Raw genomic sequence first — 22,221 nt, forward strand, 5'->3', positions numbered from 1 at the left:
GAGACGGGGTAATCACATGCAAGCAATCGCATTGACAGATCAAGGCCAAGTAAGGGCATACAATGAAGATAGCACAACATTTCTCCGCAATCACCTAGACGAATATTTAGTTATTGTAGCAGATGGAATGGGTGGTCATCAGGCAGGTGACGTGGCAAGTGCACTAGCAGTTGAATCATTAGAGATAAGTTGGAAAGATGAAAAAGCAGGATTTCGCCCGGGAAGAGCGGAAGCCTGGCTTTTACATACGATTCGAAAAGCAAATGAAACGATCCTTGCCTTTTCAAAAGAAAAACCTGAATATGCCGGGATGGGCACAACGCTTGTCGCCGCAGTTTGTACAAATGAATTTATTACGATTGGCCACGTTGGAGACAGCCGGGCTTATTTATTTGGAGATCGTGTACTTAATCAAAAAACAAGTGACCATTCTCTTGTAAATGAACTCGTGAAGAGCGGTCAGCTTTCAGCAGAAGAAGCGGAAGATCATCCACGGAAAAACGTTCTCTTGCGTGCACTTGGAACGGATGATGATGTGAAAGTAGACATTCACACGTTCGAGTGGGAAGAACATGAAGCAGCGCTTTTTTGCTCTGATGGGTTAACGAATAAAGTATCAGACAATGACTTGGAAAAAGTGATGAACTCTGAAGGTTCTCTTAAAGAGAAGGCAACAGAGCTTATTCGATTAGCGAACGAAGCAGGTGGAGAGGATAACATTACAGTTGCAATAATTGAGAACTCTTCAGCTTCTGGAAGTGAAACCTCATGCTAGGTAAGCATATTAATGGACGTTACAAACTGCTTGAAGTCATTGGAGACGGCGGGATGGCTATCGTCTATCGAGCTTTAGATTTAATCCTGGATCGGACGGTTGCTGTAAAGCTGCTTCGTCCAGAATTCTCCCAAGATGATGATTTTATCAAGCGATTTCGTAGGGAAGCTGAATCTGCGACCAGCCTGGCGCATCCGAACATAGTGTCAATCTATGACGTTGGGGAAGAAGAAGATTTTTACTACATCGTTATGGAATACGTAGCAGGAACCACGCTCAAGCAAAAGATTCGTGATCGTGGCGCTCTGCCTATTGAAGAAGCGCTAGATATTATGAAACAAATGACGTCTGCTATTGAGCATGCCCATGAGAATCACATCATTCACCGGGACATTAAGCCCCATAATATTCTTATTGATGAGTATGGAGATGCAAAAGTAACGGATTTTGGAATCGCGATGGCGATGACCTCCGCAACGATTACGCATACCAATTCGGTACTAGGCTCTGTTCATTATTTCTCCCCTGAACAGGCCCGTGGTGCATTGGCGAATGAACGGTCAGATATTTATTCTCTTGGAGTCGTGCTATACGAAATGGTAACAGGTGTGCTTCCGTTTTCAGGGGATTCTCCCGTTTCTGTCGCGTTAAAGCACCTACAAGATCGTTTTCCTAAGCCTAGTTTAATCAATACCTCTCTACCAAGAAATGTCGAGCATATTATTATGAAGGCGATGGCCAAGGAACCTGTCCAACGTTATCAAAGTGCGCAACAAATGTATGAAGCGCTCGATATGGCTCTCGACCCGACAAAAGTTTATGAAAAACCACCCGAGCAGGATGATGAAGAAGCGACAAAAGTCTTAACACCTGTCACACCTGATAGTCGAGGTGTAGGACAGAATACGATGCCGCAACAACCTGTTCAAAATGGTGAATCTAGTGAACCTCCTCCCAAAAAGAAAAAGAAAGCAGGAAAGATCGCAATACTTGTGATGCTGATACTCTTACTTCTCGGGGGAGCAGGTGCGCTTGCATTTACATTTATGCCTGATCTCTTCTATGTAAGTGACGTGGAAGTTCCGGATGTAACGGGAATGGAATACGAGGAAGCAAGATCCGCATTAATTGAACAAAAACTTGATGTAAAGAAAGAAGAGCAGTTTAGTGAAGAAGTAGAGGAAGATGACGTCATCAGTCAAGATCCGGCCTCTGGGACAATGGTGAAAGAAGATAGTACGGTCACACTTTATGTTAGTATAGGGGCTGAAAAAACAGAGCTCGGTGATTATATTGGGAAACAGAAAGATGAAGTGGAAGCTTTATTAAAAGAACAAGGATTTGAAAACATTAAATTCGAAGACGAATACCGTGACACGCCTGAAGGTGAAATTTTTGATCAAAGTCCTGAAGCTGGAAAAATGGTCCTGCCAACAGAGGACGCGATCGTAATATGGTTTAGTTTAGGTTCGGAATCATTTCCTCTTGAAGATTTAGAAGATAAAACGAAAGCCGAAGTGGAGAAATACGCGGAGAAAGAAGAGTTAAAGCTAGCATATGATGAGCCGGAATACAGCGACTCAGTTGAAGAAGGGTCGGTTCTCTCTCATTCTCCAAGTACAGCAGCTCAAGTGAAAAAAGGGGATGAGATTACAATAACCCTGTCGAAAGGTCCTGAGCCCGAGCCAGAACCAGAACCAGAACCAGAACCAGAACCAGAACCAGAACCCAAGCCTGAACCCGAGCCTGAACCTGAACCTGAACCTTCACCTGAAGAGGAAGCGATTGTTGTTCCTAACTCCTTTAAGATCGATGTGAAAAAGGGTGAAGAACATTTAATTGAAATCCTTTATACCGATTCGACAACAGAAGGCGAAGAAATCTCGGAAACCATTACTGAAACAAAGGAAATTAATTTTGATTTAACGATCTATCCTGGCGAGGAAGCTTCGTATAAAACCTTTGTGGATAACAAAGAGAAGAAAGAAAACTCGAAGACTATCACGTACGAAGAAGCAAAACAAAAATACGGTAAAAATGAGTAAGGAGTCCTACATGGCAGATGGAAGAATAATTAAAGCATTAAGCGGCTTTTATTACGTGCAGGATGAAGTGAATAAAGAAATTTACCAATGTCGAGGAAGAGGTAACTTTAGAAAGCGGAAGATCACCCCTCTTGTTGGTGACTTTGTTGTATATGAAGCAGAAAATAAAACGGATGGTTACGTTCTTGAAATTAAAGAAAGAGAAAATGAATTGGTACGTCCCCCGATTGCGAACGTTGATCAAGCTTTTCTTGTTTTTTCAGCAACGCAACCGACGTTTAATACACAGCTTCTTGACAAATTTCTTGTTCATATTGAAGCGAGTGATATTCGACCGATCATCTGCATTTCGAAGATCGATCTTGTTTCAAATGCTGAAGAAAATGAAATTATGGCTTATGCAGATGATTACCGGGAAGTAGGGTACGATGTGGTTGTTTCATCTGCCCAGAGTCTTTCAGGCGTAGCAGAAATCGAACCTTATTTTCAAGAAAAAGTGACAGTATTTGCGGGACAATCTGGAGTTGGGAAGTCCTCACTCTTAAATGCGATTAACCCTGACCTTGAGCTTGATACAAGTGATATCTCTACGCATCTTGGTCGTGGAAAGCATACGACGAGACATGTTGAACTTATTCCTTTTGGATCTGGACTTGTAGCTGACACGCCTGGTTTTAGTTCACTCGACTTTAGAGGAATTGAAGCAGACGACCTATGGCTTTATTTTCCGGAGATACAAGAAAAAAGTAGTGAATGTAAGTTTCGAGCATGTACCCATCAATCAGAACCAGGCTGCGCGGTTAAAGTAGCGGTAGAAAAAGAAGAAATTAAAGCGTATCGTTACGATCATTATTCTTCATTTTTCCAGGAAATAAAGGATCAAAAACGGAGGTACTAACATGATAAAAATTGCCCCTTCTATTCTAGCTTCAGATTTTGCCAGATTAGGTGAGGAAGTAAAAGACGTCGAAGCAGCAGGAGCTGACTACATTCACGTTGATGTGATGGATGGACACTTTGTTCCTAATATTACAATTGGTGCACCAATTGTACGCGCGCTACGTCCGATAACTTCACTACCGTTAGATGTTCATCTTATGATTGAAAATCCCGATCAGTACATTGAAGAATTTGCGGAGGCTGGCGCCGATATTCTTACGGTTCACGCTGAAGCTTGCCCGCATCTTCATCGGACGATTCAACTAATTAAAAGCAAAGGTGTTAAAGCTGGTGTTGTCATTAACCCAGCCACACCTGTTGATGCAATTAAACACGTTATTGAGGATGTCGACTTAGTCTTACTAATGACGGTAAATCCTGGCTTCGGAGGACAGGCGTTTATTGACCGCGTGCTTTCTAAGATTACGGAGACGAAACAGCTTGCCGATTCATTAGGCGTCTCCCCTGAAATTGAAGTGGATGGTGGAGTGAACGCTGAAACGGCTCGTGCATGTATTGAGGCAGGAGCTACTGTGCTCGTTGCGGGGTCAGCAATTTATAGTCAATCTGATCGGAAAGCGGCCATTGATCAAATACGTCAATCATAAAACAGCGGGGCTCTACCCGCTGTTTTTTCATAAGACAAAGCTTAGGTAATGGAGGAATTAGGATTCATGAAGAAAGATAATCGGCTTCTTTTGCTTGTAGAGATCGCTTTAATGGCTGCTGTTGGCGTGATACTAGATTTATTGTCAATCAGGTTATGGCCAAATGGTGGTTCCGTGTCGCTAGCCATGGTGCCCATTTTTTTAATCGCTTACCGAAGAGGGCTAGGTGCAGGTTTAACAACTGGATTATTAGTTGGGATTTTGCAACCTCTTATCGTCCCGCCTTTTTATGTTCATCCCATTCAATTTTTACTAGATTATCCCATCGCCTTTATGATTGTTGGTATGGCTGGGGTTTTCAGTGTGACAGTGGACGCACCAAAACGAAAGCGCATGACGATGATCGTTCTTGGGTGCTTAACTGGATCAGCTCTTCGGTTGGTCAGTCATTTTATTTCTGGAGTGATCTGGTTCGGTGATATGGCACCAGAAGGAACACCTGTGGCATTATATTCATTCCTTTATAACGCGTCTTATTTACTGCCAACTGCTGCTGTCTCGATCATCGTTCTTGCATTGCTCTCAAATCAAGCACCTAAGTTGGTGCATAAACAATGAGCTCAAAGCACATTTATATTGTGGCAGGAGGACCGGAAGAGGACCTTCCAGCTCATCTTCTTAAAGAAAAAGATGTTAGGTGGATTGGGGTGGATCGTGGCGTCTATACACTATTAAAAAATGGTGTTATTCCTGAACATGGATTTGGGGATTTTGACTCAGTAAGCGCGGAAGAACGGAAATGGATGGAAACGCATGATTTGCCTTTTACCGTTTATCCATCAGAAAAAGATCACACAGATCTAGAAATTGCACTCGATTGGGCAATCGATGAAAACCCCGATGCGATTACGATGTTTGGAGTAACAGGGGGAAGACTTGATCATAGCTGGATGAACGTTCAAATGTTGATCAAGGGTGTGAAAGCAAACGTATCACTTTCCATTGAGGATAAATTAAACCGATTAGAAATGAAAGAGCCTGGTACATACTCTGCTCAAAAGGATGCTCGTTTTCCATATATGTCCTTTCTTTCTTTTACTCCTGAAGTAACTGGTTTAACGCTTGTTGGCTACCGTTATCCATTGATAGAAAGGCATATATCCTGGGGATCCAGTCTCTGCATTAGCAATGAACTGGTCGGGGAAAATGGGTCTTATTCATTCAGTAGTGGCATACTATTGGTGGTAAGAAGTTCGGACGCCGAGCAGGTTTAGGTACTATTTCAATTTCGGCGAATATAATAGTAATGCATCTTATATTCTCATATTGTTCATCCTGGGGTCCATCTTTGACTTTCTGAGGAGGGGGAAATATGAAGTTTTATACGATTAAATTACCAAAATTTCTCGGTGGTTTTGTGAGAGCAGTGCTCGGGTCTTTTAAAAAAAATGAGTAGTTGAAATGAAAAAAAGCACCCAATTGGGTGCTTTTTTTTACGTTTACTATGCGCGTTCGATTTTGCCTGATTTAAGAGCACGAGCAGATACATAAACTTTCTTAGGTTTACCATCTACCATGATGCGTACCTTTTGAAGGTTAGCACCAAATTTACGTTTTGTTGTATTCAACGCGTGAGAACGCTTGTTACCAAACGAAGTCTTGCGTCCAGTGATTGCACATTTAGCCATTGTTTCTACCTCCTTACTGTCCTACATTGCACAAAAAGTGCAGGATAAATCCTCCACTATAGTATCATGTAGGTGTAGTGAATGCAAGATGTTTAACACGTCTTATCAAGAAAAAAACTTAACAGTAAAAGCTTATCATAATAGAGGTTTTAAATGATGAACTTTTATTATATGTGATATTGTAGTAAAATAACGTTAGCTCTGCAAAGGATTTATTTTTACTTTATAATGTTATGAATAGAATCTTATTGAGGATAAAACTGTTAAGTGGTCAGTTCTTAAATCGCTAAGGGAGGAAATATAATGGCAATTGAAATGAAAACCCAGTACGGACAAATTGATATTTCGACGGAAGTAGTCGCTGCGATTGCAGGTGGCGCAGCAATTGATTGTTATGGTATCGTTGGAATGGCTTCGCAAAAGCAATTAAAAGACGGCATCACTGAACTATTGGGGAAAGATAACTTTAGCAGAGGGATTGTCGTACGTAAAGATGAAGATGACCTTAACATTGACATGTACATTATCGTAAGCTACGGCACTAAAATTTCAGAAGTAGCTCATAACGTGCAAACAAAAGTAAAATATCAGCTTGATCAAATGCTCGGGCTATCAGTTGATTCAGTAAACATTTACGTCCAAGGGGTTAGAGTGACCAACCCATAAGTGGAGTTAGGAGGAAAAGTCTGTGACGATTCAAAAGATTGATGGAAAGCGTTTTGCGCACATGGTTCTTGAAGGAGCAAATAATCTTTCAAAGAATGCCAAAATGGTAGATGCGCTAAATGTTTTCCCTGTACCAGATGGAGATACTGGTACAAACATGAACTTAACAATTACATCTGGAGCAGCTGAAGTAAGATCAAGCAGCTCTGATAAAGTAGGAGACGTGGCATCTCTTTTTGCAAGAGGCTTATTGATGGGCGCACGCGGGAATTCTGGCGTTATTCTATCTCAGCTATTTCGAGGGTTTTCAAAGTCAATAGAAGGAAAGTCTGAGATTACAAGCGTCGAGTTAGCTGCCGCACTTGAAAATGGCGTGGATTCGGCCTATAAAGCTGTTATGAAGCCAGTGGAAGGCACCATTCTTACCGTTGCAAAGGATGCTGCTCGTAAAGCAGTGAAGTCTGCAAAGAAAATATCAGACGTTGTCGAGCTGATGCAGGTGGTTGTAAAAGAAGGAAAAGAGTCTTTAAACCGTACGCCTGATCTCCTTCCTGTACTAAAAGAAGTTGGCGTAGTTGATTCTGGCGGTCAGGGTCTATTGTTAATCTATGAAGGATTCCTTGCTGTTCTGGAAGGAAAAGAAACACCTGATTCTTCCGTTGATGAAGAGAAGATGGATGAGCTTGTGCGAGCTGAGCACCACAAAAGTGCACAAGGTCATATGAAAACAGAAGACATTGAATTTGGCTACTGTACAGAGTTCATGGTTCAATTTGAAGAAGAAAAGCTTGCCAAATCACCTTATGACGAGGAAGCATTTCGAAATGAACTTGATAAGCATGGTGACTCCTTGCTAGTTGTCTCTGACGATGATCTCGTTAAAGTACATATGCATACTGAATATCCGGGAAACATTATGACGTATGCACAAAATTACGGGAGTTTAATTAAGATTAAAATTGAGAACATGCGCGAGCAGCACTCAACAATCGTGAAAGAAGAGCGTCCGAAGCGGGAGAAGAAAGAGAAACCTGCTGAACGTAAAGAGTATGGGATTATTACGGTGTCAATGGGCGAAGGAATCGCAACGTTGTTTGAGAGCCTTGGCGCTCATTACGTCATCCCAGGTGGACAGACGATGAATCCGAGCACAGAAGATATCATCAAGGCAATTGAAGAAGTGTACGCTAATAATATCATTATTTTGCCAAATAACAGCAATATTGTGATGACTGCACAGCAGGCTGCTTCCGTTGTTGATGAGAACGTCATTGTTATTCCATCTAAGACGGTGCCACAGGGTATTTCGAGTCTCCTTGGCTTTAACCCTTCTGCTAGTGCTCAAGCAAATGAAGAAGCGATGAAAGATAGTCTTTCAGCTGTTAAATCAGGTCAAGTAACGTTTGCTGTACGCGATACGAAGATTGACGGAATTGATATCGCAAAAGACGACTTTATGGGAATCGCGGATGGTAAAATTGTTGTTTCTGAACAAGAACGTCTTGAAGTAGCTAAGGCGCTTTTATCATCTATGATTACAGAAGACGATGAAATTGTTACGATTATTTACGGGGAAGACGCTGAGCAGGAAGAAGCAGAAACCCTTGTAGCTTATATCGAAGAGCGGTTTGAAGAAGTTGAAGTTGAGCTTCACGAAGGTAAACAACCGATCTACGCCTATATTATGGCCGTGGAGTAGATTGAATAAATAGTTGCGGAAAAAGAAACGTGGCATGAGCCAGGTTTTCTTTTTCTGTATAGAACTCCTTTTATTAAATAAAGCAAGTTGAGAGGTGGCGTCAACGTGAAGTTTCGCAGTGTATTCGATATTATTGGACCTGTAATGATTGGTCCATCAAGCTCCCATACAGCTGGAGCAGCTAGAATAGGTCGTGTGGCAAGACATTTGTTTGGTCGTGAGCCTAAGTCGATCACCGTTTCACTATACGGATCGTTTGCAAGAACCTACAAAGGACATGGTACTGACGTGGCGCTAATCGGTGGCGTTCTCGATTTTGATACATACGACGAGAGAATCGTGAATGCGCTTACAATAGCGAAGGAAAAGAAAATCAAAGTTCGCTTTACGGAAGAAGATGCGATCACAGATCATCCAAATACTGCGCGCATCCACCTATCTGACGAAAAGGGAGAACTTGAGCTTGTTGGGATTTCCATCGGCGGTGGTAAAATCGAGGTTATTGAACTTAATGGGTTTGCGCTAGGACTTTCAGGGAATAGTCCAGCGATTCTCGTTGTGCACAATGATCGATTTGGCGCGATTGCAGGTGTATCAAACACGTTAGCCAAACATGAGATTAACATTGGTCACATGAATGTATCGCGAAAAGAGAAGGGCAAAGAAGCGCTAATGACGATTGAAGTGGATCAAAACATTCCGCAAATTGTATTAGATGAAGTGGAATCGTTGCCTAACATTATACAAGTTGCAAAAATTAGCGATTGAGGTAAAGAGGAGGAATAGGTATGTTTCGTAACGTAGCAGAATTGGTAGAATTGGCGCAATCGAAAAATAAGCCAATCTCAGAAATAATGATTGAACAAGAAATGGATTTCAGAGGCCGTACACGTGAAGAAGTTTACAATCAAATGAAAAATAATCTTGTTGTCATGGAGCAGGCGGTTGAAAGAGGAATTAATGAAGATGTTAAATCACATTCCGGCTTAACAGGTGGAGACGCTGTTCTTCTTCAAAACTATATGAAGTCTGGAAACTCGTTGTCAGGCCATACGATGCTTGATGCTGTTAGTAAAGCGATCGCCACAAATGAAGTAAACGCAGCAATGGGCACAATTTGTGCAACGCCGACAGCAGGCTCGGCTGGAGTTGTACCAGGTACTTTATTTGCGATTCGTGAAAAAGTAAATCCGACAGAAGAGCAGATGGTAAGGTATCTCTTCACTTCTGGAGCATTTGGGTTTGTTGTAGCGAATAATGCTTCTATTTCAGGTGCAGCTGGTGGCTGTCAGGCTGAAGTAGGTTCTGCAACAGGGATGGCTGCAGCAGCGATTGTGGAACTAATGGGGGGGACGCCAGAACAATCTTCTCACGCATTTGCTATTGCACTTAAAAACATGCTTGGTCTTGTATGTGACCCTGTTGCAGGCCTTGTTGAAGTACCGTGTGTAAAACGTAATGCAATGGGCGCTTCTAATGCGCTCGTAGCAGCAGATATGTCTCTTGCTGGTATTACAAGTCGCATTCCATGTGATGAAGTAATTGATGCGATGTATAAAATTGGACAAACGATGCCATCTGCCCTTCGTGAAACAGCACAAGGGGGACTTGCAGCAACACCAACGGGACGTGAGCTCGAAGCGAAAATCTTTGGAGTATCCCTTGATAGGAAATGAGTGAGAAAGAATGGACGATCGGATTACGCAAATAAAAGGGATTGGTGATGAGAAAGCGGCTTCTCTTTCATCGATCGGAATTCATAACATACAAGATTTAACTGAATATTTTCCATTTCGGTATGAAGATTATGAGCTAAAAGATCTAGCTGAAGTGAAGCATGAAGAACGAGCAACGCTTGAAGGGAAAGTTCATAGTGAACCGGTAGTCCGCTTTTATGGAAAGAAGAAATCACGATTGTCCGTAAGGCTGTTAGTAGGGAAATTCCTCATAACAGCCGTTTTTTTTAATCGTGCTTTCTTAAAAAAGCAGTTTACGCTAGGTCAGATTGTTACGGTAACAGGGAAATGGGATCAACATAAAATGACCCTCTCAGCAAATGAAATTACGTTTTCTAGTCATAATCCAGACGGAACGATAGAACCGATCTACCCTGTCGGTGGGGACGTAACGGTGAAAGCGATGAAACGTTATATTCAGCTTGCGTTGAATCAGTTTGGGGAACAAATAGAAGAAAATCTTCCTCCGCAAATGCTTGAGCGGTATAAATTGATGCCGCGAAAAGACGCTGTCTTTATGATGCACGCCCCACCTTCACATGACGGGCTTAAGCAAGCAAGACGTCGCTTCGTCTATGAAGAATTACTTCAATTTCAGCTGAAGATGCAGGTGTTTCGTAAGCGTGAACGGGAAAGTACAAAAGGAGCTTCACAAGTGTTTGAAAAGGAGAAGCTGGATGCGTTTGTAGAAAGCCTTCCTTTCCCATTAACCGGTGCTCAAAATCGCGTAGTTGGCGAAATATTGAAGGATATGCAGAGTGACTATCGGATGAATCGACTGCTACAGGGAGATGTTGGTTCAGGTAAAACGGTTGTGGCTGCGATTGGCTTATACGCTTCATACCTTGCTGGTCATCAGGGGGCATTAATGGTGCCAACTGAAATACTTGCTGAGCAGCATTATGAATCTTTTCAAGAACTTCTTGGCGAGCAACTGAATGTGGAGTTGTTAACAGGATCAGTGAAGGGGAAGAAGCGACGTGAGATTCTAGAACGTCTGGCTCTTGGAGAAGTCGATCTTCTTATTGGTACACATGCACTGATACAGGATGAAGTTGTGTTCGAAAACCTCGGGCTCGTCATTACAGATGAACAGCATCGTTTTGGTGTAAATCAGCGTCGTGTTTTACGTGAAAAGGGACTAAGTCCAGACGTTCTCTATATGACAGCGACGCCGATTCCAAGAACGCTCGCCATCTCTGTTTTTGGTGACATGGATGTATCTACCATTGATGAAATGCCTGCAGGTCGCAAACCAATTGAAACGTATTGGGCGAAACCAGACATGCTTCCTCGAGTGATTGATTTTGTGAAAAAAGAACTGGATCAAGGGAGGCAGGGTTATGTCATTTGTCCTCTGATCGAAGAGTCTGAAAAGCTTGATGTTCAAAATGCGATTGACGTCCATTTTCAAATGCAAACAGCTCTTCCCGGTTATCAGGTGGGCTTAATGCATGGACGACTTAGCTCAGATGAGAAAGAAGAAGTGATGGAAGAGTTTAGTACGAATAACGTCCAGCTTCTTGTTTCGACCACAGTCGTAGAAGTAGGGGTAAATGTACCAAATGCGACGATCATGGTCATCTATGATGCTGAACGTTTTGGACTGGCACAGCTTCATCAATTGCGAGGTCGTGTTGGTCGAGGCAGTGAGCAATCTTACTGTGTGCTACTTGCTGACCCTAAATCAGAAGTTGGTAAAGAACGCATGCAAATCATGACGGAATCGAACGATGGTTTCGTCCTTTCTCAGCGTGACTTAGAGCTTCGTGGCCCCGGGGACTTTTTTGGACGAAAGCAAAGCGGGCTACCTGAATTTAAAGTAGCCGATTTAGTTCACGATTATCGCGTACTTGAAGTGGCTCGAAATGATGCTGCTGCACTTGTTGAATCGACCGCATTCTGGGAAGATGAGACGTATCGTAGTTTACGAGACTACCTAGCTGAACAAGGCGTTTTAAGCGGAGAAAAGCTGGATTAGCTTGCATAATGCTACCGCAAAGTATATACTACCTTTTAGGACCTAGTCATAAGACTGAGATAAAGAGGATCATGTGATCCTCTTTATCCGTTTATTAATGCTAGATAGGCGGCGGTAGTAGATGAAAAGGAGTAAGAAAGACCGGCAAAGTCAGCTTAAGGAAACAATCGAGAGCACACCCTTTATTACGGATGAAGAGCTTGCTGAAAAGTTTAACGTTAGTATTCAAACGATAAGACTCGATCGTTTGGAGCTTTCTATTCCAGAACTTCGAGAGAGAATAAAGTACGTGGCACAGCAGCAGCTTGATGAAGTAAAAGCTCTCCCGATCGATGAAGTGATCGGACAAGTGATTGATCTCCAGCTTGATGAAAGTGCCATTTCAATCCTTGATATTCGTCCTGAACACGTTTTTTCTAGAAACAAAATCGCAAGAGGCCATCATCTTTTCGCTCAAGCCAATTCACTTGCTGTAGCGATTATTGATGATGAACTTGCACTGACAGCCAAAGCGAATATTCGCTTTTCTAGTCAGGTGAAAGAAGGAGAACGAGTGGTAGCAAAAGCACTTGTCACAGACCAGCGAAAAGACAGAACGACGGTTGAAGTGAATAGCTTTGTCCAGAATGAGAATGTCTTTTCTGGTGAATTTGTTATGTATCGCTCGACTAAACCCTGAAGGGAAGTTGTTTGAAAATGAGACTTGCAATTGACGCAATGGGTGGAGACAATGCACCTGATGCCATAATAGATGGTGTATATGAAGCGATTGAAGCGTTCAATGATTTGTCTGTTACGGTTGTGGGAGACGAAAATAAAATCAATCCGCTGTTAAAAGGAAACAAAGATCGAATCACAGTCTTACATACAGAAGAATACATATCATCAGACGATCAGCCAGTAAAAGCTGTTCGAAGAAAGAAAAACGCTTCGATGGTTTTAGCTGTAAATGAAGTAAAGGAAGGGCGAGCAGATGCTGCTATATCAGCTGGTAATACTGGTGCGTTAATGGCAGCAGGATTGCTTTATGTCGGCCGCATTAAGGGGATTGATCGTCCTGGATTAGCGCCAACGCTCCCAACAATAGATGAAGCTGGTTTTGTTCTGCTCGATGTTGGAGCGAATATGGATGCGAAACCAGATCACCTTCTTCAATACGCTCATATGGGTTCGGTTTATGCTGAGAAAGTGCGTGGTGTTAATAACCCGCGCGTTGGTTTATTGAACATCGGTACAGAAGAAGGAAAAGGAAATGAGCTAAGCAAGCAGGCGTATGCACTCCTTGAGAATAGTGGCCTGAACTTTGTAGGGAACGTGGAGTCAAGAGACATTCTTGGTAACGAAGCAGATGTTGTTGTGTGTGATGGCTTTTCCGGAAATTTGGTTTTAAAAACAATTGAAGGTACAGCCTTAACGATGTTCAAAATGTTGAAGGAAGAACTTACAAGCTCGTTTACAAGTAAAGTAGCAGCGGGTGTACTAAAACCGAAGCTTAAGAATTTATCTACAAAGCTTGATTATTCGGAGTATGGTGGTGCAGGATTATTTGGTCTAAATGCTCCTGTTATTAAAGCACACGGATCGTCAAACGGAAGAGCTGTATTCAGCGCGATTAAGCAAGCTAGAATGATGGTGACAGGAAATGTAGTATCTGCAATTCAATCATCTCTTGTCAAAGAGGAAGGAGAATAATCATGGGTAAAACCGCTTTTCTATTTCCAGGTCAAGGTTCACAGGCTGTTGGAATGGGGCAAGAATTTATGGAGGCTTATTCAGTAGCGAAAGATGTATTTACAGAGGCTGATCATCGACTCAACTTTGAGCTAACGAAATTAATCATGAACGGACCTATTGAGACGTTAACAAGAACTGAAAACGCTCAGCCTGCGCTTGTAACGACAAGTGTAGCAGTTCTTGAAGCACTCCGAGAAAAAGGGATTACAGCGGATTATACGGCAGGTCATAGTCTGGGCGAATATTCAGCTCTAGTTGCTTCAGGAGCGCTTTCGTTTTCAGATGCTGTTTTCGCTGTAAGAAATCGCGGTCTTTATATGGAGGAAGCTGTTCCTTCAGGTGAAGGAGCAATGGCAGCAATTATGGGTATGGAACGTGAAGAATTGCAAAAAGTGGTTGATGAAGTTACGGCTTCGACCGCAACAGTTCAGCTTGCAAACTTGAACAGTCCTGGGCAAATTGTCATTTCTGGTGCAAAAGCAGGCGTTGAAAAAGCATCTGAAGTTGCTAAAGAAAATGGCGCAAGACGTGTCATTCCGCTTCAAGTCAGTGGACCGTTTCATTCAAGCCTTATGAAGCCTGCTGCAGATCAACTATCAGCGATTCTAGATGCGATTGAGATTAAAGATGCTTCGATTCCAGTTGTTGCAAATGTCACAGCTGAACCATCCACTTCAGGAAAAGAAATTCAAAAACACTTATTGGAACAAATCTATTCCCCTGTACTTTGGGAAGATACAGTGAGAAAGCTAATGGATCTTGGCGTTGATACATTTATCGAGATTGGTCCTGGTAATGTTCTTTCTGGCCTTGTGAAAAAAGTTAACCGTCGTGCATCCGTTCATGCCGTCGGGACGCCAGATCAGCTCGATCAACTTATTGAAAAGTTAGGGGAGGAATAAAGAATGGCTGAAAATAAAACGGCTCTAGTAACAGGCGCTTCTCGTGGAATTGGACGTGCAATTGCTTTAGAACTTGCGAAAGAAGGCATGAATGTTGCAGTCAACTATGCAGGAAGTGAAGCGAAAGCAAACAGCGTGGTAGATGAGATTAAGGCAGCTGGCGGCAATGCGATTGCCATTAAAGCGAATGTTGCAAGTATGGACGAAGTTCAGGGCATGATTAAGGAAGTTGTCTCAACATTCGGTAGCCTTGAAGTGCTTGTGAATAATGCTGGCATTACACGTGATAATCTGATTATGAGAATGAAAGAAGAAGAGTGGGATGCTGTTATCGACACGAACTTAAAAGGTGTCTTTAACTGCACGAAATCCGTTACTCGTCAAATGATGAAACAGCGCTATGGCCGTATTGTAAACGTAGCGTCTGTTGTTGGTGTAGCTGGGAATGCTGGACAAGCGAACTATGTAGCAGCGAAAGCAGGCGTGATCGGTTTAACGAAAACAACTGCTAAAGAACTTGCAAGCCGTAACATTACTGTTAATGCACTTGCACCTGGTTTCATTGAAACAGATATGACAGACGACCTTTCTGATGATGTAAAAAGCGGAATGAAAGGACAAATCCCACTTGGTCGACTTGGAGCAGCTGTTGACATTGCTAAAGCAACGAAGTTCCTCGTTTCAGATGATGCCAACTACATCACTGGACAAACGCTTCACATTGATGGCGGCATGATCATGTAACTTTTTTATCAACGTCTAGTTTTTTTGTTTTATATATCCTATAATAGCTTGAGGGGAGGTGAGTCTAATGGCAGATACACTAGAGCGTGTAACAAAGATTATTGTTGATCGTCTTGGAGTTGAAGAATCTGAGATTAAACCAGAAGCTTCTTTCAAAGACGACCTTGGTGCCGATTCCCTTGATGTAGTGGAATTAGTCATGGAACTTGAAGATGAGTTTGATCTTGAAATTTCTGATGAAGATGCTGAGAAAATTGTAACAGTTGGCGATGTAATTGATTACATAAACAGCCATCAATAATCTTCGGGTTAACCTGAAGTGATGGAATAAGCCCCGCTTGACGGGGTTTTATTCCTGTTAATAAAGCTCCAGAGTAAAAAGATGATAGTGATCAGTCGTGGAGGTATCTATGTCCAAATCAAAACATTCACCAAAAACGAGAGCCAGACGTTTCAAACCTAAGCATTCACGACAACTCGTGGTTGGAGAGGCAATCAAATCGCAATTCACTGCTTTTCAAAAGGAAATTGGTGTATCGTTCGAAAATGAACAACTTCTTTTTCAAGCTTTTACCCATTCATCCTATGTGAATGAGCATCGACTGCATCCGCAGATGGACAATGAACGTCTTGAATTTCTAGGAGATGCCGTACTTGAGCTTACGATATCAAGATACTTATATGAAAAGTACCCAAATATGAGTGAAGGCCAGCTAACAAAGCTAAGAGCAGCAATTGTTTGTGAGCCATCGCTTGTTCAATTCGCAAATGACATGAATTTTGGACATCTCGTACTTCTTGGTAAGGGAGAAGAGATGACGGGTGGAAGAATGCGCCCGGCACTTCTTGCGGATGTATTTGAGTCGTTCGTTTGTGCTTTGTATCTTGATCAAGGTCTTGAAGTCGTCTTTGAATTTCTTGAGAAGTTTGTTTATCCGAAAATTAACGCCGGTGCTTTTTCTCATGTGATGGATTATAAAAGTCAGCTTCAGGAAGTCATTCAGCGTGAAAGTCTTGGAGTTATTGATTACGTCATTACCGATGAAAAAGGACCCGCACATAACCGAGAGTTCTCATCGAAAGTTATGTTGAATGGAAATGACCTTGGCGTTGGAGTAGGACGTTCGAAGAAAGAAGCCGAACAAATGGCTGCACAAAAAGCACTTATAAATTTAAAAGAACGTAATGAAAAAGAATCCTGAGCTCAGGATTCTTTTTCATTAGGAGCTTATTCGACTGTTTAAGAAGCGCGCAATTTTCCTAGTTCAGCTAAAATCGCTTGCATTTCTGCAACGCTAAGCGATTGCTTCTTATTCAGCATGACATAAATTTCATAAATGTCATCATAAGAAGATAAATCGAATGATTCTGGTTTAATCATGCCTGAATTGATCACTTGCATTTTTTCTTTAATGCTCTCGACCATATACGCCAGGTTTTCTTCTGATTTAATCGTAAGATCCATTAGTTCCACCTGCCTTATTTAATATTCAATGACGACAGATCGCCATGTTATGTACCAATCCCTCATGAGTCCAACTTATGTTGTTGGACTCATGAGGTTTTCCTTATTGTAACATGTCTTAGCTCAGTATCGTAGAGGTCATTGTTTTATGATAAAATAAGACAGTTAGTGAATTGAAACGTACTTAATTTGCATACATAGATGAAACAGATGAGGGGGAAAGATGATGTTCCTCAAACGATTAGATGTAGTCGGCTTTAAATCATTTGCCGATCGTATTTCAGTTGAGTTTGTCCCAGGAGTAACATCAGTTGTCGGCCCGAACGGCAGCGGTAAAAGTAATATTAATGACGCCATCAGATGGGTGCTTGGTGAGCAATCCGCCAGGTCACTGAGAGGCGCTAAAATGGAAGATATCATTTTCGCAGGAAGTGATACAAGAAAAGCAGTGAATTTAGCGGAGGTTACGTTAACGCTTGATAATACGAATCAATATCTTCCAATCGACTATAACGAAGTCAGCGTAACGAGACGCGTTTATCGCTCAGGAGATAGTGAATATCTTTTAAATAACCAGACGTGTCGACTTAAAGATATTATTGAATTGTTTATGGACTCAGGTCTTGGGAAAGAATCCTTTTCTATTATTGGACAAGGTAGAATTGAAGAGATACTAAGTAGTAAATCCGAAGAACGCCGTAAAATTTTTGAAGAGGCGGCGGGCGTTTTGAAATACAAGACGCGAAAGACGAAAGCAGAAACACGATTAAAGGAAACGGAAGATAACCTTCACCGTGTTGAGGATATTTTATATGAGTTAGAGGATCAAGTAGAACCACTTCGGATGCAGGCATCGATTGCTAAGGATTATTTGCAGAAACGTGAGGACCTTGAAAAGATCGAAGCAGCGCTTACCGTTCATGAAATTGAAGAATATCACCAGGCTTGGAAGCTAAAGAAAGAAGAGCTTGATTCTTTAAAAGCGAAGGAACTTACGTTAAATGACTCGATCACTGTAAAAAAAGAGGCGTTGGCAAGTGCAAGAGAGAAGCTTGACAAATGTGAGCATAACCTAGAAACATACCAACAGCAGCTTCTTGATACGAGTGAAGAGCTAGAGAAACTTGAAGGAAAGAAAGAAGTTCTAAAAGAACGGAAGAAAAATGCGCATCAAAACCGGTCGAACCTTGAAGAGCGGATGACGTTTTTACAAGAGAAAAAGCGGTACTATGAAAAAGAAATTGAGCATCACCGCAGTCGATTTGATCAGCAGAAAAAAGAATTAGGTCAATTAAAGTCTAGTTTGAAGAAAGAAACAGAACTTCTATCTGATATCGAACAAGACATTGAGCAAGAGCTTGATCGCATGAAGTCTGATTACTTTGAACTGCTTAATGAGCAGGCGTCCATACGGAACGAAAATCGTTATCTTCAAGACCAGCTTTCGATACTTAGTCAGCGTAAAGATCGGCTTGATGGAGATAATCATAAATATATTGAAGAGCGAAGCGCTGTTGACGAAAAGAAAGCAGAACGCTCAGCCAAGTTAGCTCAGTCAAAACAAGAACTTGAAGCTCACGTCTCACGCTTCTACAAAAGCAAACATGATGTAGAAGAGAAAAAGAAAGCACTTGGTGAGAAAGAATCAAAGCTCTATCAAGCTTATCAATATATTCAACAATACAAATCAAAGAAAGAAATGTTAGAAGAAATGCAGGACGATTATGCCGGGTTCTTTCAGGGCGTAAAAGAAGTGCTTAAAGCCCGCGAAGACCTTTCAGGTATTGAAGGAGCGGTAGCTGAACTCATTACCGTACCTAAAGAAGTGGAAACAGCACTTGAAACAGCCCTTGGAGGAGCTATGCAAAACGTCGTCGTCCAAGATGAGGCTTCGGGTAGACAGGCAATCACTTATTTGAAAAAGAACCGCTTCGGACGAGCCACTTTTCTTCCATTGTCAGTCGTGAAGTCACGAAAGATATCAAGCTATGATTTAGAACGCGTAAAACAAAACGAGGCATTCGTAGGCGTTGCTTCTGACCTCATCACGTTTGATTCAAAGTATCAGACAATAATGGAAAATTTATTAGGCTCTGTTCTTGTTGCCAAAGAACTAAAAGGTGCGAATGAACTTGCAAAAATCATGCAGTACCGAACACGGATCGTTACGCTAGAGGGAGACGTTGTGAATCCTGGCGGCTCCATGAGTGGAGGAAGTGTGAAGCAGAAATCCTCATCACTATTAAGCCGTCAACGTGATCTTGAAATTCTGATCAAAAAACTTGAGGACATGCAGGAAAAGACGACGGGTGTCGAGCAAGAGATCAAGAAGGATAAAGTCGCTTTAGCTGATCTAGAAGAAAAGCTAGATGAGATGCGCGAACGTGGCGAAAATCTAAGACTTGAAGAGCAGTCTCTCTTAGGAGACTTACGAGCGATCGAGGGAGATGAACGTAATTCGAATGAACGTCTTCAGCTATACGATCGTGAGAAAAAAGCGATTGAAGAAGAGATTGAAACGCATCATAAGCGCCATATCTACCTTACAGAAAGACTCGAAACGATTACGAAACAAGCAGCAACACTTGAAAGTAAAATTGATAACTTAACTGCGAAGAAACAAACTCAGCAAACGTCTCGTGAATCAATTCAAACCGAGATTACTGAGCTGAAAGTAAAAGTGGCTGAGCACCAGCAATCATTCCAAAATCAAAAAGAAACGCTTGATCGTTTAACAACAGAACAGAATGAGACGAATACACAGTTGGCTGAAACAACAGAAGAATTCACCCTATTATCTGAAGCGATGTCTTCAAATTCTAACGGAGAAGAGAAACTGGACCAAAACATTGTCTCATTCCGCTCTGAGAAAGATAAATTGCTTGAGACGCTTCAAAATGAGAGAGAAGCAAAGCTTTCACTGCAACAAGAGATTGAAACAATTAGTACAAAGCTGGATTCTCTAGTCGCAGAGGACAAGCAGCTCTCAGGATTAATGCAGGCTGTTGAAGTTAGCATTAATCGTTTGGACGTTGAACTCGAGAACAGATTGGCGATTTTAAGTGAGGAATACGAGTTAACCTATGAGGCAGCGAAGGAAAAACATGTTCTTTCCCTTGAACCTGAAGATGCAAGGCGAAAGCTAAAGCTCATTAAATTAGAAATTGATGAGCTAGGAACCGTGAACCTTGGCGCAATTGATGAATACGATCGCGTCAATGAGCGCTATACGTTCCTTAGTGAACAGCAAGCGGATCTTCTTCAGGCAAAAGAAACGCTTTATGCGGTTATTGAAGAAATGGATCAGGAAATGAAGAAACGGTTTGAAGAGACGTTTACGAAAATACGTGCGCAGTTCCAAATCGTTTTTAAAGAATTATTTGGTGGAGGAAAGGCAGACCTTGTTCTCACCGATCCAGATAATCTTCTTTCTACAGGCGTGGATATTCTGGCCCAGCCACCGGGGAAAAAATTGCAGCATCTTGCTCTTCTTTCGGGAGGAGAGAGGGCATTTACTGCCATTGCGCTTCTATTTTCAATTTTAAAAGTTCGTCCAGTCCCATTCTGTGTACTTGATGAGGTGGAAGCCGCATTAGATGATGCGAATGTGGGTCGTTTTGCTAAGTACCTGAAGCAATTTAGTGAAAAAACCCAGTTTATTGTTATTACCCATAGAAAGGGTACAATGGAAGAGTCGGATGTGCTTTATGGCGTAACGATGCAGGAGTCAGGTGTGTCTCGACTCGTTTCCGTAAGGCTTGAAGAATCGAAGCAATTAATATCGCAATAACAAGTAGGGGGATGCAAAGTGAGTTTTTTTAAAAAGTTAAAAGATAAGTTCACGACACAATCAGATGATGTAACAGGGAAATTTAAAGACGGACTCGAGAAAACAAGAACGTCTTTCTCTACAAAAATGAACAATCTCGTAAAAAACTATCGGAAAGTAGACGAGGAGTTCTTCGAAGAATTAGAGGAGCTTCTCATTAGTGCTGACGTTGGTGTAGCAACGGTAATGGACCTCATTGACGTTTTAAAGGATGAAGCAAGAACGCGCAATATTAAAGATACAAAAGAACTTCAGAGTGTCATTTCAGAAAAATTAGCGGAGCTTCTCCATAAATCTGACGAAGATGGTTCACTTAATATCCAAGAAGAGGGGCTAACGGTCTTCTTATTCGTTGGGGTTAATGGGGTTGGTAAGACAACGACAATCGGTAAGCTTGCGCATAAGTTTAAGCAAGAAGGCAAGAAAGTTGTTCTCGCAGCAGGAGATACATTCCGAGCAGGTGCCATTGAACAGCTGGATGTATGGGGAGAAAGAGCTGGCGTAGATGTAATCAAGCATCAAGCTGGCTCAGATCCAGCGGCAGTTGTTTTTGATGCAGTACAATCTGCTAAATCACGTAACGCAGATATATTGCTTTGTGATACAGCTGGGCGCCTTCAGAACAAAGTAAACCTTATGAACGAGCTAGAAAAAGTAAAGCGCGTTATTCAACGTGAAGTACCATCTGGTCCACATGAGGTGATTCTTGTTCTTGATGCAACAACAGGTCAAAATGCGATGAGTCAGGCGAAACAATTTGGGCAATCAACGGACGTGTCTGGCATTGCGTTAACTAAACTCGATGGAACAGCTAAAGGTGGCATTGTGCTGGCCATTCGACATGAACTTGATATCCCTGTTAAACTCGTAGGGCTTGGTGAGAAGATGGATGATTTACAGGAATTTGATCCGGACACATTTGTGTATGGATTATTCTCTTCGATCATTGAAGAAGAGGAAGAAAACGAAGAATAAAATCTTCGTAAATTGTGTTAAGAAAAAATCTTGACAAATAAAATGACGCATAGTAATATAATTAACGTAAAGGTGATTACCTTAACAAGGGGCTGTTAACAATGCTAGAGAAAACGATGAGAATCAACTCGTTATTCGACTTTTATCAGTCGCTTTTAACACCGAAACAGCGTAATTATATGGCATTGTATTACCTTGATGATTATTCATTAGGTGAAATCGCAGAAGAATTTCAAGTTAGCCGTCAGGCTGTCTATGATAACATTAAGCGAACAGAACAAATGATAGAAGAATATGAAGCAAAACTGTTGCTATTCGAGCGATACATCAAAAGACAGGAGCTGTTAGAAAAGCTCAAGGAAGCGATCATGAGTGAGAATGAAAACTCGAAGGCGCTGTCGTTGATAACATCTCTTGAAAAACTGGATTAGGAGG

General features: G+C 41.8%; 23 protein-coding genes. 21 read left to right on the forward strand and 2 right to left on the reverse strand.

Annotated features, from left to right (window positions below; genetic code table 11):
- Window positions 1-16 precede the first annotated feature (16 nt).
- The 7 genes from ATG70_RS05430 (at window position 17) to spoVM (ending at window position 5,823) form a co-directional block, all read left to right on the forward strand.
- Window positions 17-775: a Stp1/IreP family PP2C-type Ser/Thr phosphatase gene (locus ATG70_RS05430; protein WP_098443337.1), complete on the forward strand. Its 759-nt coding sequence runs from the start codon at window positions 17-19 to the stop codon at window positions 773-775.
- Window positions 769-2,820, forward strand: coding sequence for a Stk1 family PASTA domain-containing Ser/Thr kinase (gene pknB, locus ATG70_RS05435; protein WP_098443338.1), 2,052 nt, complete (start codon window positions 769-771; stop codon window positions 2,818-2,820). The genes ATG70_RS05430 and pknB overlap by 7 nt, the downstream gene beginning before the upstream one ends.
- Window positions 2,821-2,830: 10 nt before the next feature.
- On the forward strand, window positions 2,831-3,718 hold the full coding sequence (gene rsgA, locus ATG70_RS05440) for a ribosome small subunit-dependent GTPase A (protein ID WP_098443339.1): 888 nt from the start codon (window positions 2,831-2,833) through the stop codon (window positions 3,716-3,718).
- A gap of 1 nt (window position 3,719) precedes the next feature.
- A complete protein-coding gene (rpe, locus tag ATG70_RS05445; RefSeq protein WP_098443340.1) occupies window positions 3,720-4,367 on the forward strand; it encodes a ribulose-phosphate 3-epimerase in 648 nt (215 codons plus the stop codon).
- 66 nt (window positions 4,368-4,433) lie between these two features.
- Window positions 4,434-4,985, forward strand: a complete 552-nt coding sequence (thiT, locus tag ATG70_RS05450; RefSeq protein ID WP_098443341.1) for an energy-coupled thiamine transporter ThiT — start codon at window positions 4,434-4,436, stop codon at window positions 4,983-4,985.
- A complete protein-coding gene (locus ATG70_RS05455; protein WP_098443342.1) occupies window positions 4,982-5,641 on the forward strand; it encodes a thiamine diphosphokinase in 660 nt (219 codons plus the stop codon). The genes thiT and ATG70_RS05455 overlap by 4 nt, the downstream gene beginning before the upstream one ends.
- Window positions 5,642-5,739: 98 nt before the next feature.
- On the forward strand, window positions 5,740-5,823 hold the full coding sequence (gene spoVM / locus ATG70_RS05460) for a stage V sporulation protein SpoVM (protein WP_048309835.1): 84 nt from the start codon (window positions 5,740-5,742) through the stop codon (window positions 5,821-5,823).
- A gap of 46 nt (window positions 5,824-5,869) precedes the next feature.
- Here the strand turns inward: spoVM and rpmB are convergent, their stop codons facing one another.
- Window positions 5,870-6,055 (reverse strand): 50S ribosomal protein L28, encoded by a 186-nt coding sequence (gene rpmB / locus ATG70_RS05465; RefSeq protein ID WP_098443343.1) that lies wholly within the window; start codon window positions 6,053-6,055, stop codon window positions 5,870-5,872.
- 303 nt (window positions 6,056-6,358) lie between these two features.
- On the opposite strand from rpmB, the gene ATG70_RS05470 reads away from it, so the two are divergent.
- The 11 genes from ATG70_RS05470 (at window position 6,359) to rnc (ending at window position 16,719) form a co-directional block, all read left to right on the forward strand.
- The gene (locus tag ATG70_RS05470; RefSeq protein ID WP_048309833.1) at window positions 6,359-6,721 is read left to right on the forward strand and encodes an Asp23/Gls24 family envelope stress response protein; all 363 of its coding nucleotides are present in this window, start codon (window positions 6,359-6,361) and stop codon (window positions 6,719-6,721) included.
- A gap of 22 nt (window positions 6,722-6,743) precedes the next feature.
- Window positions 6,744-8,420 (forward strand): DAK2 domain-containing protein, encoded by a 1,677-nt coding sequence (locus tag ATG70_RS05475; RefSeq protein WP_098443344.1) that lies wholly within the window; start codon window positions 6,744-6,746, stop codon window positions 8,418-8,420.
- Between the two features lie 105 nt (window positions 8,421-8,525).
- Window positions 8,526-9,188, forward strand: coding sequence for an L-serine ammonia-lyase, iron-sulfur-dependent subunit beta (gene sdaAB, locus ATG70_RS05480; RefSeq protein ID WP_098443345.1), 663 nt, complete (start codon window positions 8,526-8,528; stop codon window positions 9,186-9,188).
- A 20-nt stretch (window positions 9,189-9,208) separates the two neighbouring features.
- Window positions 9,209-10,096, forward strand: a complete 888-nt coding sequence (gene sdaAA, locus ATG70_RS05485) for an L-serine ammonia-lyase, iron-sulfur-dependent, subunit alpha (RefSeq protein WP_098443346.1) — start codon at window positions 9,209-9,211, stop codon at window positions 10,094-10,096.
- A 10-nt stretch (window positions 10,097-10,106) separates the two neighbouring features.
- Window positions 10,107-12,137, forward strand: coding sequence for an ATP-dependent DNA helicase RecG (gene recG, locus ATG70_RS05490; protein WP_098443347.1), 2,031 nt, complete (start codon window positions 10,107-10,109; stop codon window positions 12,135-12,137).
- Window positions 12,138-12,258: 121 nt separating this feature from the next.
- Window positions 12,259-12,816 (forward strand): transcription factor FapR, encoded by a 558-nt coding sequence (fapR, locus tag ATG70_RS05495; RefSeq protein ID WP_098443348.1) that lies wholly within the window; start codon window positions 12,259-12,261, stop codon window positions 12,814-12,816.
- Between the two features lie 17 nt (window positions 12,817-12,833).
- On the forward strand, window positions 12,834-13,829 hold the full coding sequence (plsX, locus tag ATG70_RS05500) for a phosphate acyltransferase PlsX (RefSeq protein WP_098443349.1): 996 nt from the start codon (window positions 12,834-12,836) through the stop codon (window positions 13,827-13,829).
- Window positions 13,830-13,831: 2 nt separating this feature from the next.
- The gene (fabD, locus tag ATG70_RS05505) at window positions 13,832-14,773 is read left to right on the forward strand and encodes an ACP S-malonyltransferase (protein WP_098443350.1); all 942 of its coding nucleotides are present in this window, start codon (window positions 13,832-13,834) and stop codon (window positions 14,771-14,773) included.
- Window positions 14,774-14,776: 3 nt separating this feature from the next.
- On the forward strand, window positions 14,777-15,517 hold the full coding sequence (gene fabG / locus ATG70_RS05510; protein ID WP_098443351.1) for a 3-oxoacyl-[acyl-carrier-protein] reductase: 741 nt from the start codon (window positions 14,777-14,779) through the stop codon (window positions 15,515-15,517).
- A 67-nt stretch (window positions 15,518-15,584) separates the two neighbouring features.
- Complete coding sequence (acpP, locus tag ATG70_RS05515; protein WP_048309824.1) at window positions 15,585-15,818, forward strand: acyl carrier protein; 234 nt, start codon at window positions 15,585-15,587, stop codon at window positions 15,816-15,818.
- A 109-nt stretch (window positions 15,819-15,927) separates the two neighbouring features.
- A complete protein-coding gene (rnc, locus tag ATG70_RS05520; RefSeq protein WP_098443352.1) occupies window positions 15,928-16,719 on the forward strand; it encodes a ribonuclease III in 792 nt (263 codons plus the stop codon).
- A gap of 38 nt (window positions 16,720-16,757) precedes the next feature.
- Here the strand turns inward: rnc and ATG70_RS05525 are convergent, their stop codons facing one another.
- Entirely contained in the window at window positions 16,758-16,982 is a 225-nt protein-coding gene (locus tag ATG70_RS05525) for a DUF1128 domain-containing protein (protein ID WP_098443353.1), read from the reverse strand.
- Between the two features lie 226 nt (window positions 16,983-17,208).
- On the opposite strand from ATG70_RS05525, the gene smc reads away from it, so the two are divergent.
- The 3 genes from smc (at window position 17,209) to ATG70_RS05540 (ending at window position 22,217) form a co-directional block, all read left to right on the forward strand.
- The gene (gene smc, locus ATG70_RS05530) at window positions 17,209-20,772 is read left to right on the forward strand and encodes a chromosome segregation protein SMC (protein WP_098443354.1); all 3,564 of its coding nucleotides are present in this window, start codon (window positions 17,209-17,211) and stop codon (window positions 20,770-20,772) included.
- 18 nt (window positions 20,773-20,790) lie between these two features.
- Window positions 20,791-21,786, forward strand: coding sequence for a signal recognition particle-docking protein FtsY (gene ftsY / locus ATG70_RS05535; RefSeq protein WP_098443355.1), 996 nt, complete (start codon window positions 20,791-20,793; stop codon window positions 21,784-21,786).
- Window positions 21,787-21,887: 101 nt separating this feature from the next.
- Window positions 21,888-22,217, forward strand: coding sequence for a putative DNA-binding protein (locus ATG70_RS05540; protein ID WP_098443356.1), 330 nt, complete (start codon window positions 21,888-21,890; stop codon window positions 22,215-22,217).
- Window positions 22,218-22,221 lie beyond the last annotated feature (4 nt).

The sequence above is a fragment of the Bacillus sp. es.036 genome, from assembly GCF_002563635.1.
Lineage (GTDB): Bacteria > Bacillota > Bacilli > Bacillales > Guptibacillaceae > Guptibacillus.

What these genes read in the sequence shown, in the direction of transcription:
- ATG70_RS05430 (WP_098443337.1), top strand. Translation starts at nt 17, where the DNA reads ATGCAAGCAATCGCATTGACAGATCAAGGCCAAGTAAGGGCATACAAT.
- pknB (WP_098443338.1), top strand. Translation starts at nt 769, where the DNA reads ATGCTAGGTAAGCATATTAATGGACGTTACAAACTGCTTGAAGTCATT.
- rsgA (WP_098443339.1), top strand. Translation starts at nt 2,831, where the DNA reads ATGGCAGATGGAAGAATAATTAAAGCATTAAGCGGCTTTTATTACGTG.
- rpe (WP_098443340.1), top strand. Translation starts at nt 3,720, where the DNA reads ATGATAAAAATTGCCCCTTCTATTCTAGCTTCAGATTTTGCCAGATTA.
- thiT (WP_098443341.1), top strand. Translation starts at nt 4,434, where the DNA reads ATGAAGAAAGATAATCGGCTTCTTTTGCTTGTAGAGATCGCTTTAATG.
- ATG70_RS05455 (WP_098443342.1), top strand. Translation starts at nt 4,982, where the DNA reads ATGAGCTCAAAGCACATTTATATTGTGGCAGGAGGACCGGAAGAGGAC.
- spoVM (WP_048309835.1), top strand. Translation starts at nt 5,740, where the DNA reads ATGAAGTTTTATACGATTAAATTACCAAAATTTCTCGGTGGTTTTGTG.
- rpmB (WP_098443343.1), bottom strand. Translation starts at nt 6,055, where the DNA reads ATGGCTAAATGTGCAATCACTGGACGCAAGACTTCGTTTGGTAACAAG.
- ATG70_RS05470 (WP_048309833.1), top strand. Translation starts at nt 6,359, where the DNA reads ATGGCAATTGAAATGAAAACCCAGTACGGACAAATTGATATTTCGACG.
- sdaAA (WP_098443346.1), top strand. Translation starts at nt 9,209, where the DNA reads ATGTTTCGTAACGTAGCAGAATTGGTAGAATTGGCGCAATCGAAAAAT.
- recG (WP_098443347.1), top strand. Translation starts at nt 10,107, where the DNA reads ATGGACGATCGGATTACGCAAATAAAAGGGATTGGTGATGAGAAAGCG.
- fapR (WP_098443348.1), top strand. Translation starts at nt 12,259, where the DNA reads ATGAAAAGGAGTAAGAAAGACCGGCAAAGTCAGCTTAAGGAAACAATC.
- plsX (WP_098443349.1), top strand. Translation starts at nt 12,834, where the DNA reads ATGAGACTTGCAATTGACGCAATGGGTGGAGACAATGCACCTGATGCC.
- fabD (WP_098443350.1), top strand. Translation starts at nt 13,832, where the DNA reads ATGGGTAAAACCGCTTTTCTATTTCCAGGTCAAGGTTCACAGGCTGTT.
- fabG (WP_098443351.1), top strand. Translation starts at nt 14,777, where the DNA reads ATGGCTGAAAATAAAACGGCTCTAGTAACAGGCGCTTCTCGTGGAATT.
- acpP (WP_048309824.1), top strand. Translation starts at nt 15,585, where the DNA reads ATGGCAGATACACTAGAGCGTGTAACAAAGATTATTGTTGATCGTCTT.
- rnc (WP_098443352.1), top strand. Translation starts at nt 15,928, where the DNA reads ATGTCCAAATCAAAACATTCACCAAAAACGAGAGCCAGACGTTTCAAA.
- ATG70_RS05525 (WP_098443353.1), bottom strand. Translation starts at nt 16,982, where the DNA reads ATGGATCTTACGATTAAATCAGAAGAAAACCTGGCGTATATGGTCGAG.
- smc (WP_098443354.1), top strand. Translation starts at nt 17,209, where the DNA reads ATGTTCCTCAAACGATTAGATGTAGTCGGCTTTAAATCATTTGCCGAT.
- ATG70_RS05540 (WP_098443356.1), top strand. Translation starts at nt 21,888, where the DNA reads ATGCTAGAGAAAACGATGAGAATCAACTCGTTATTCGACTTTTATCAG.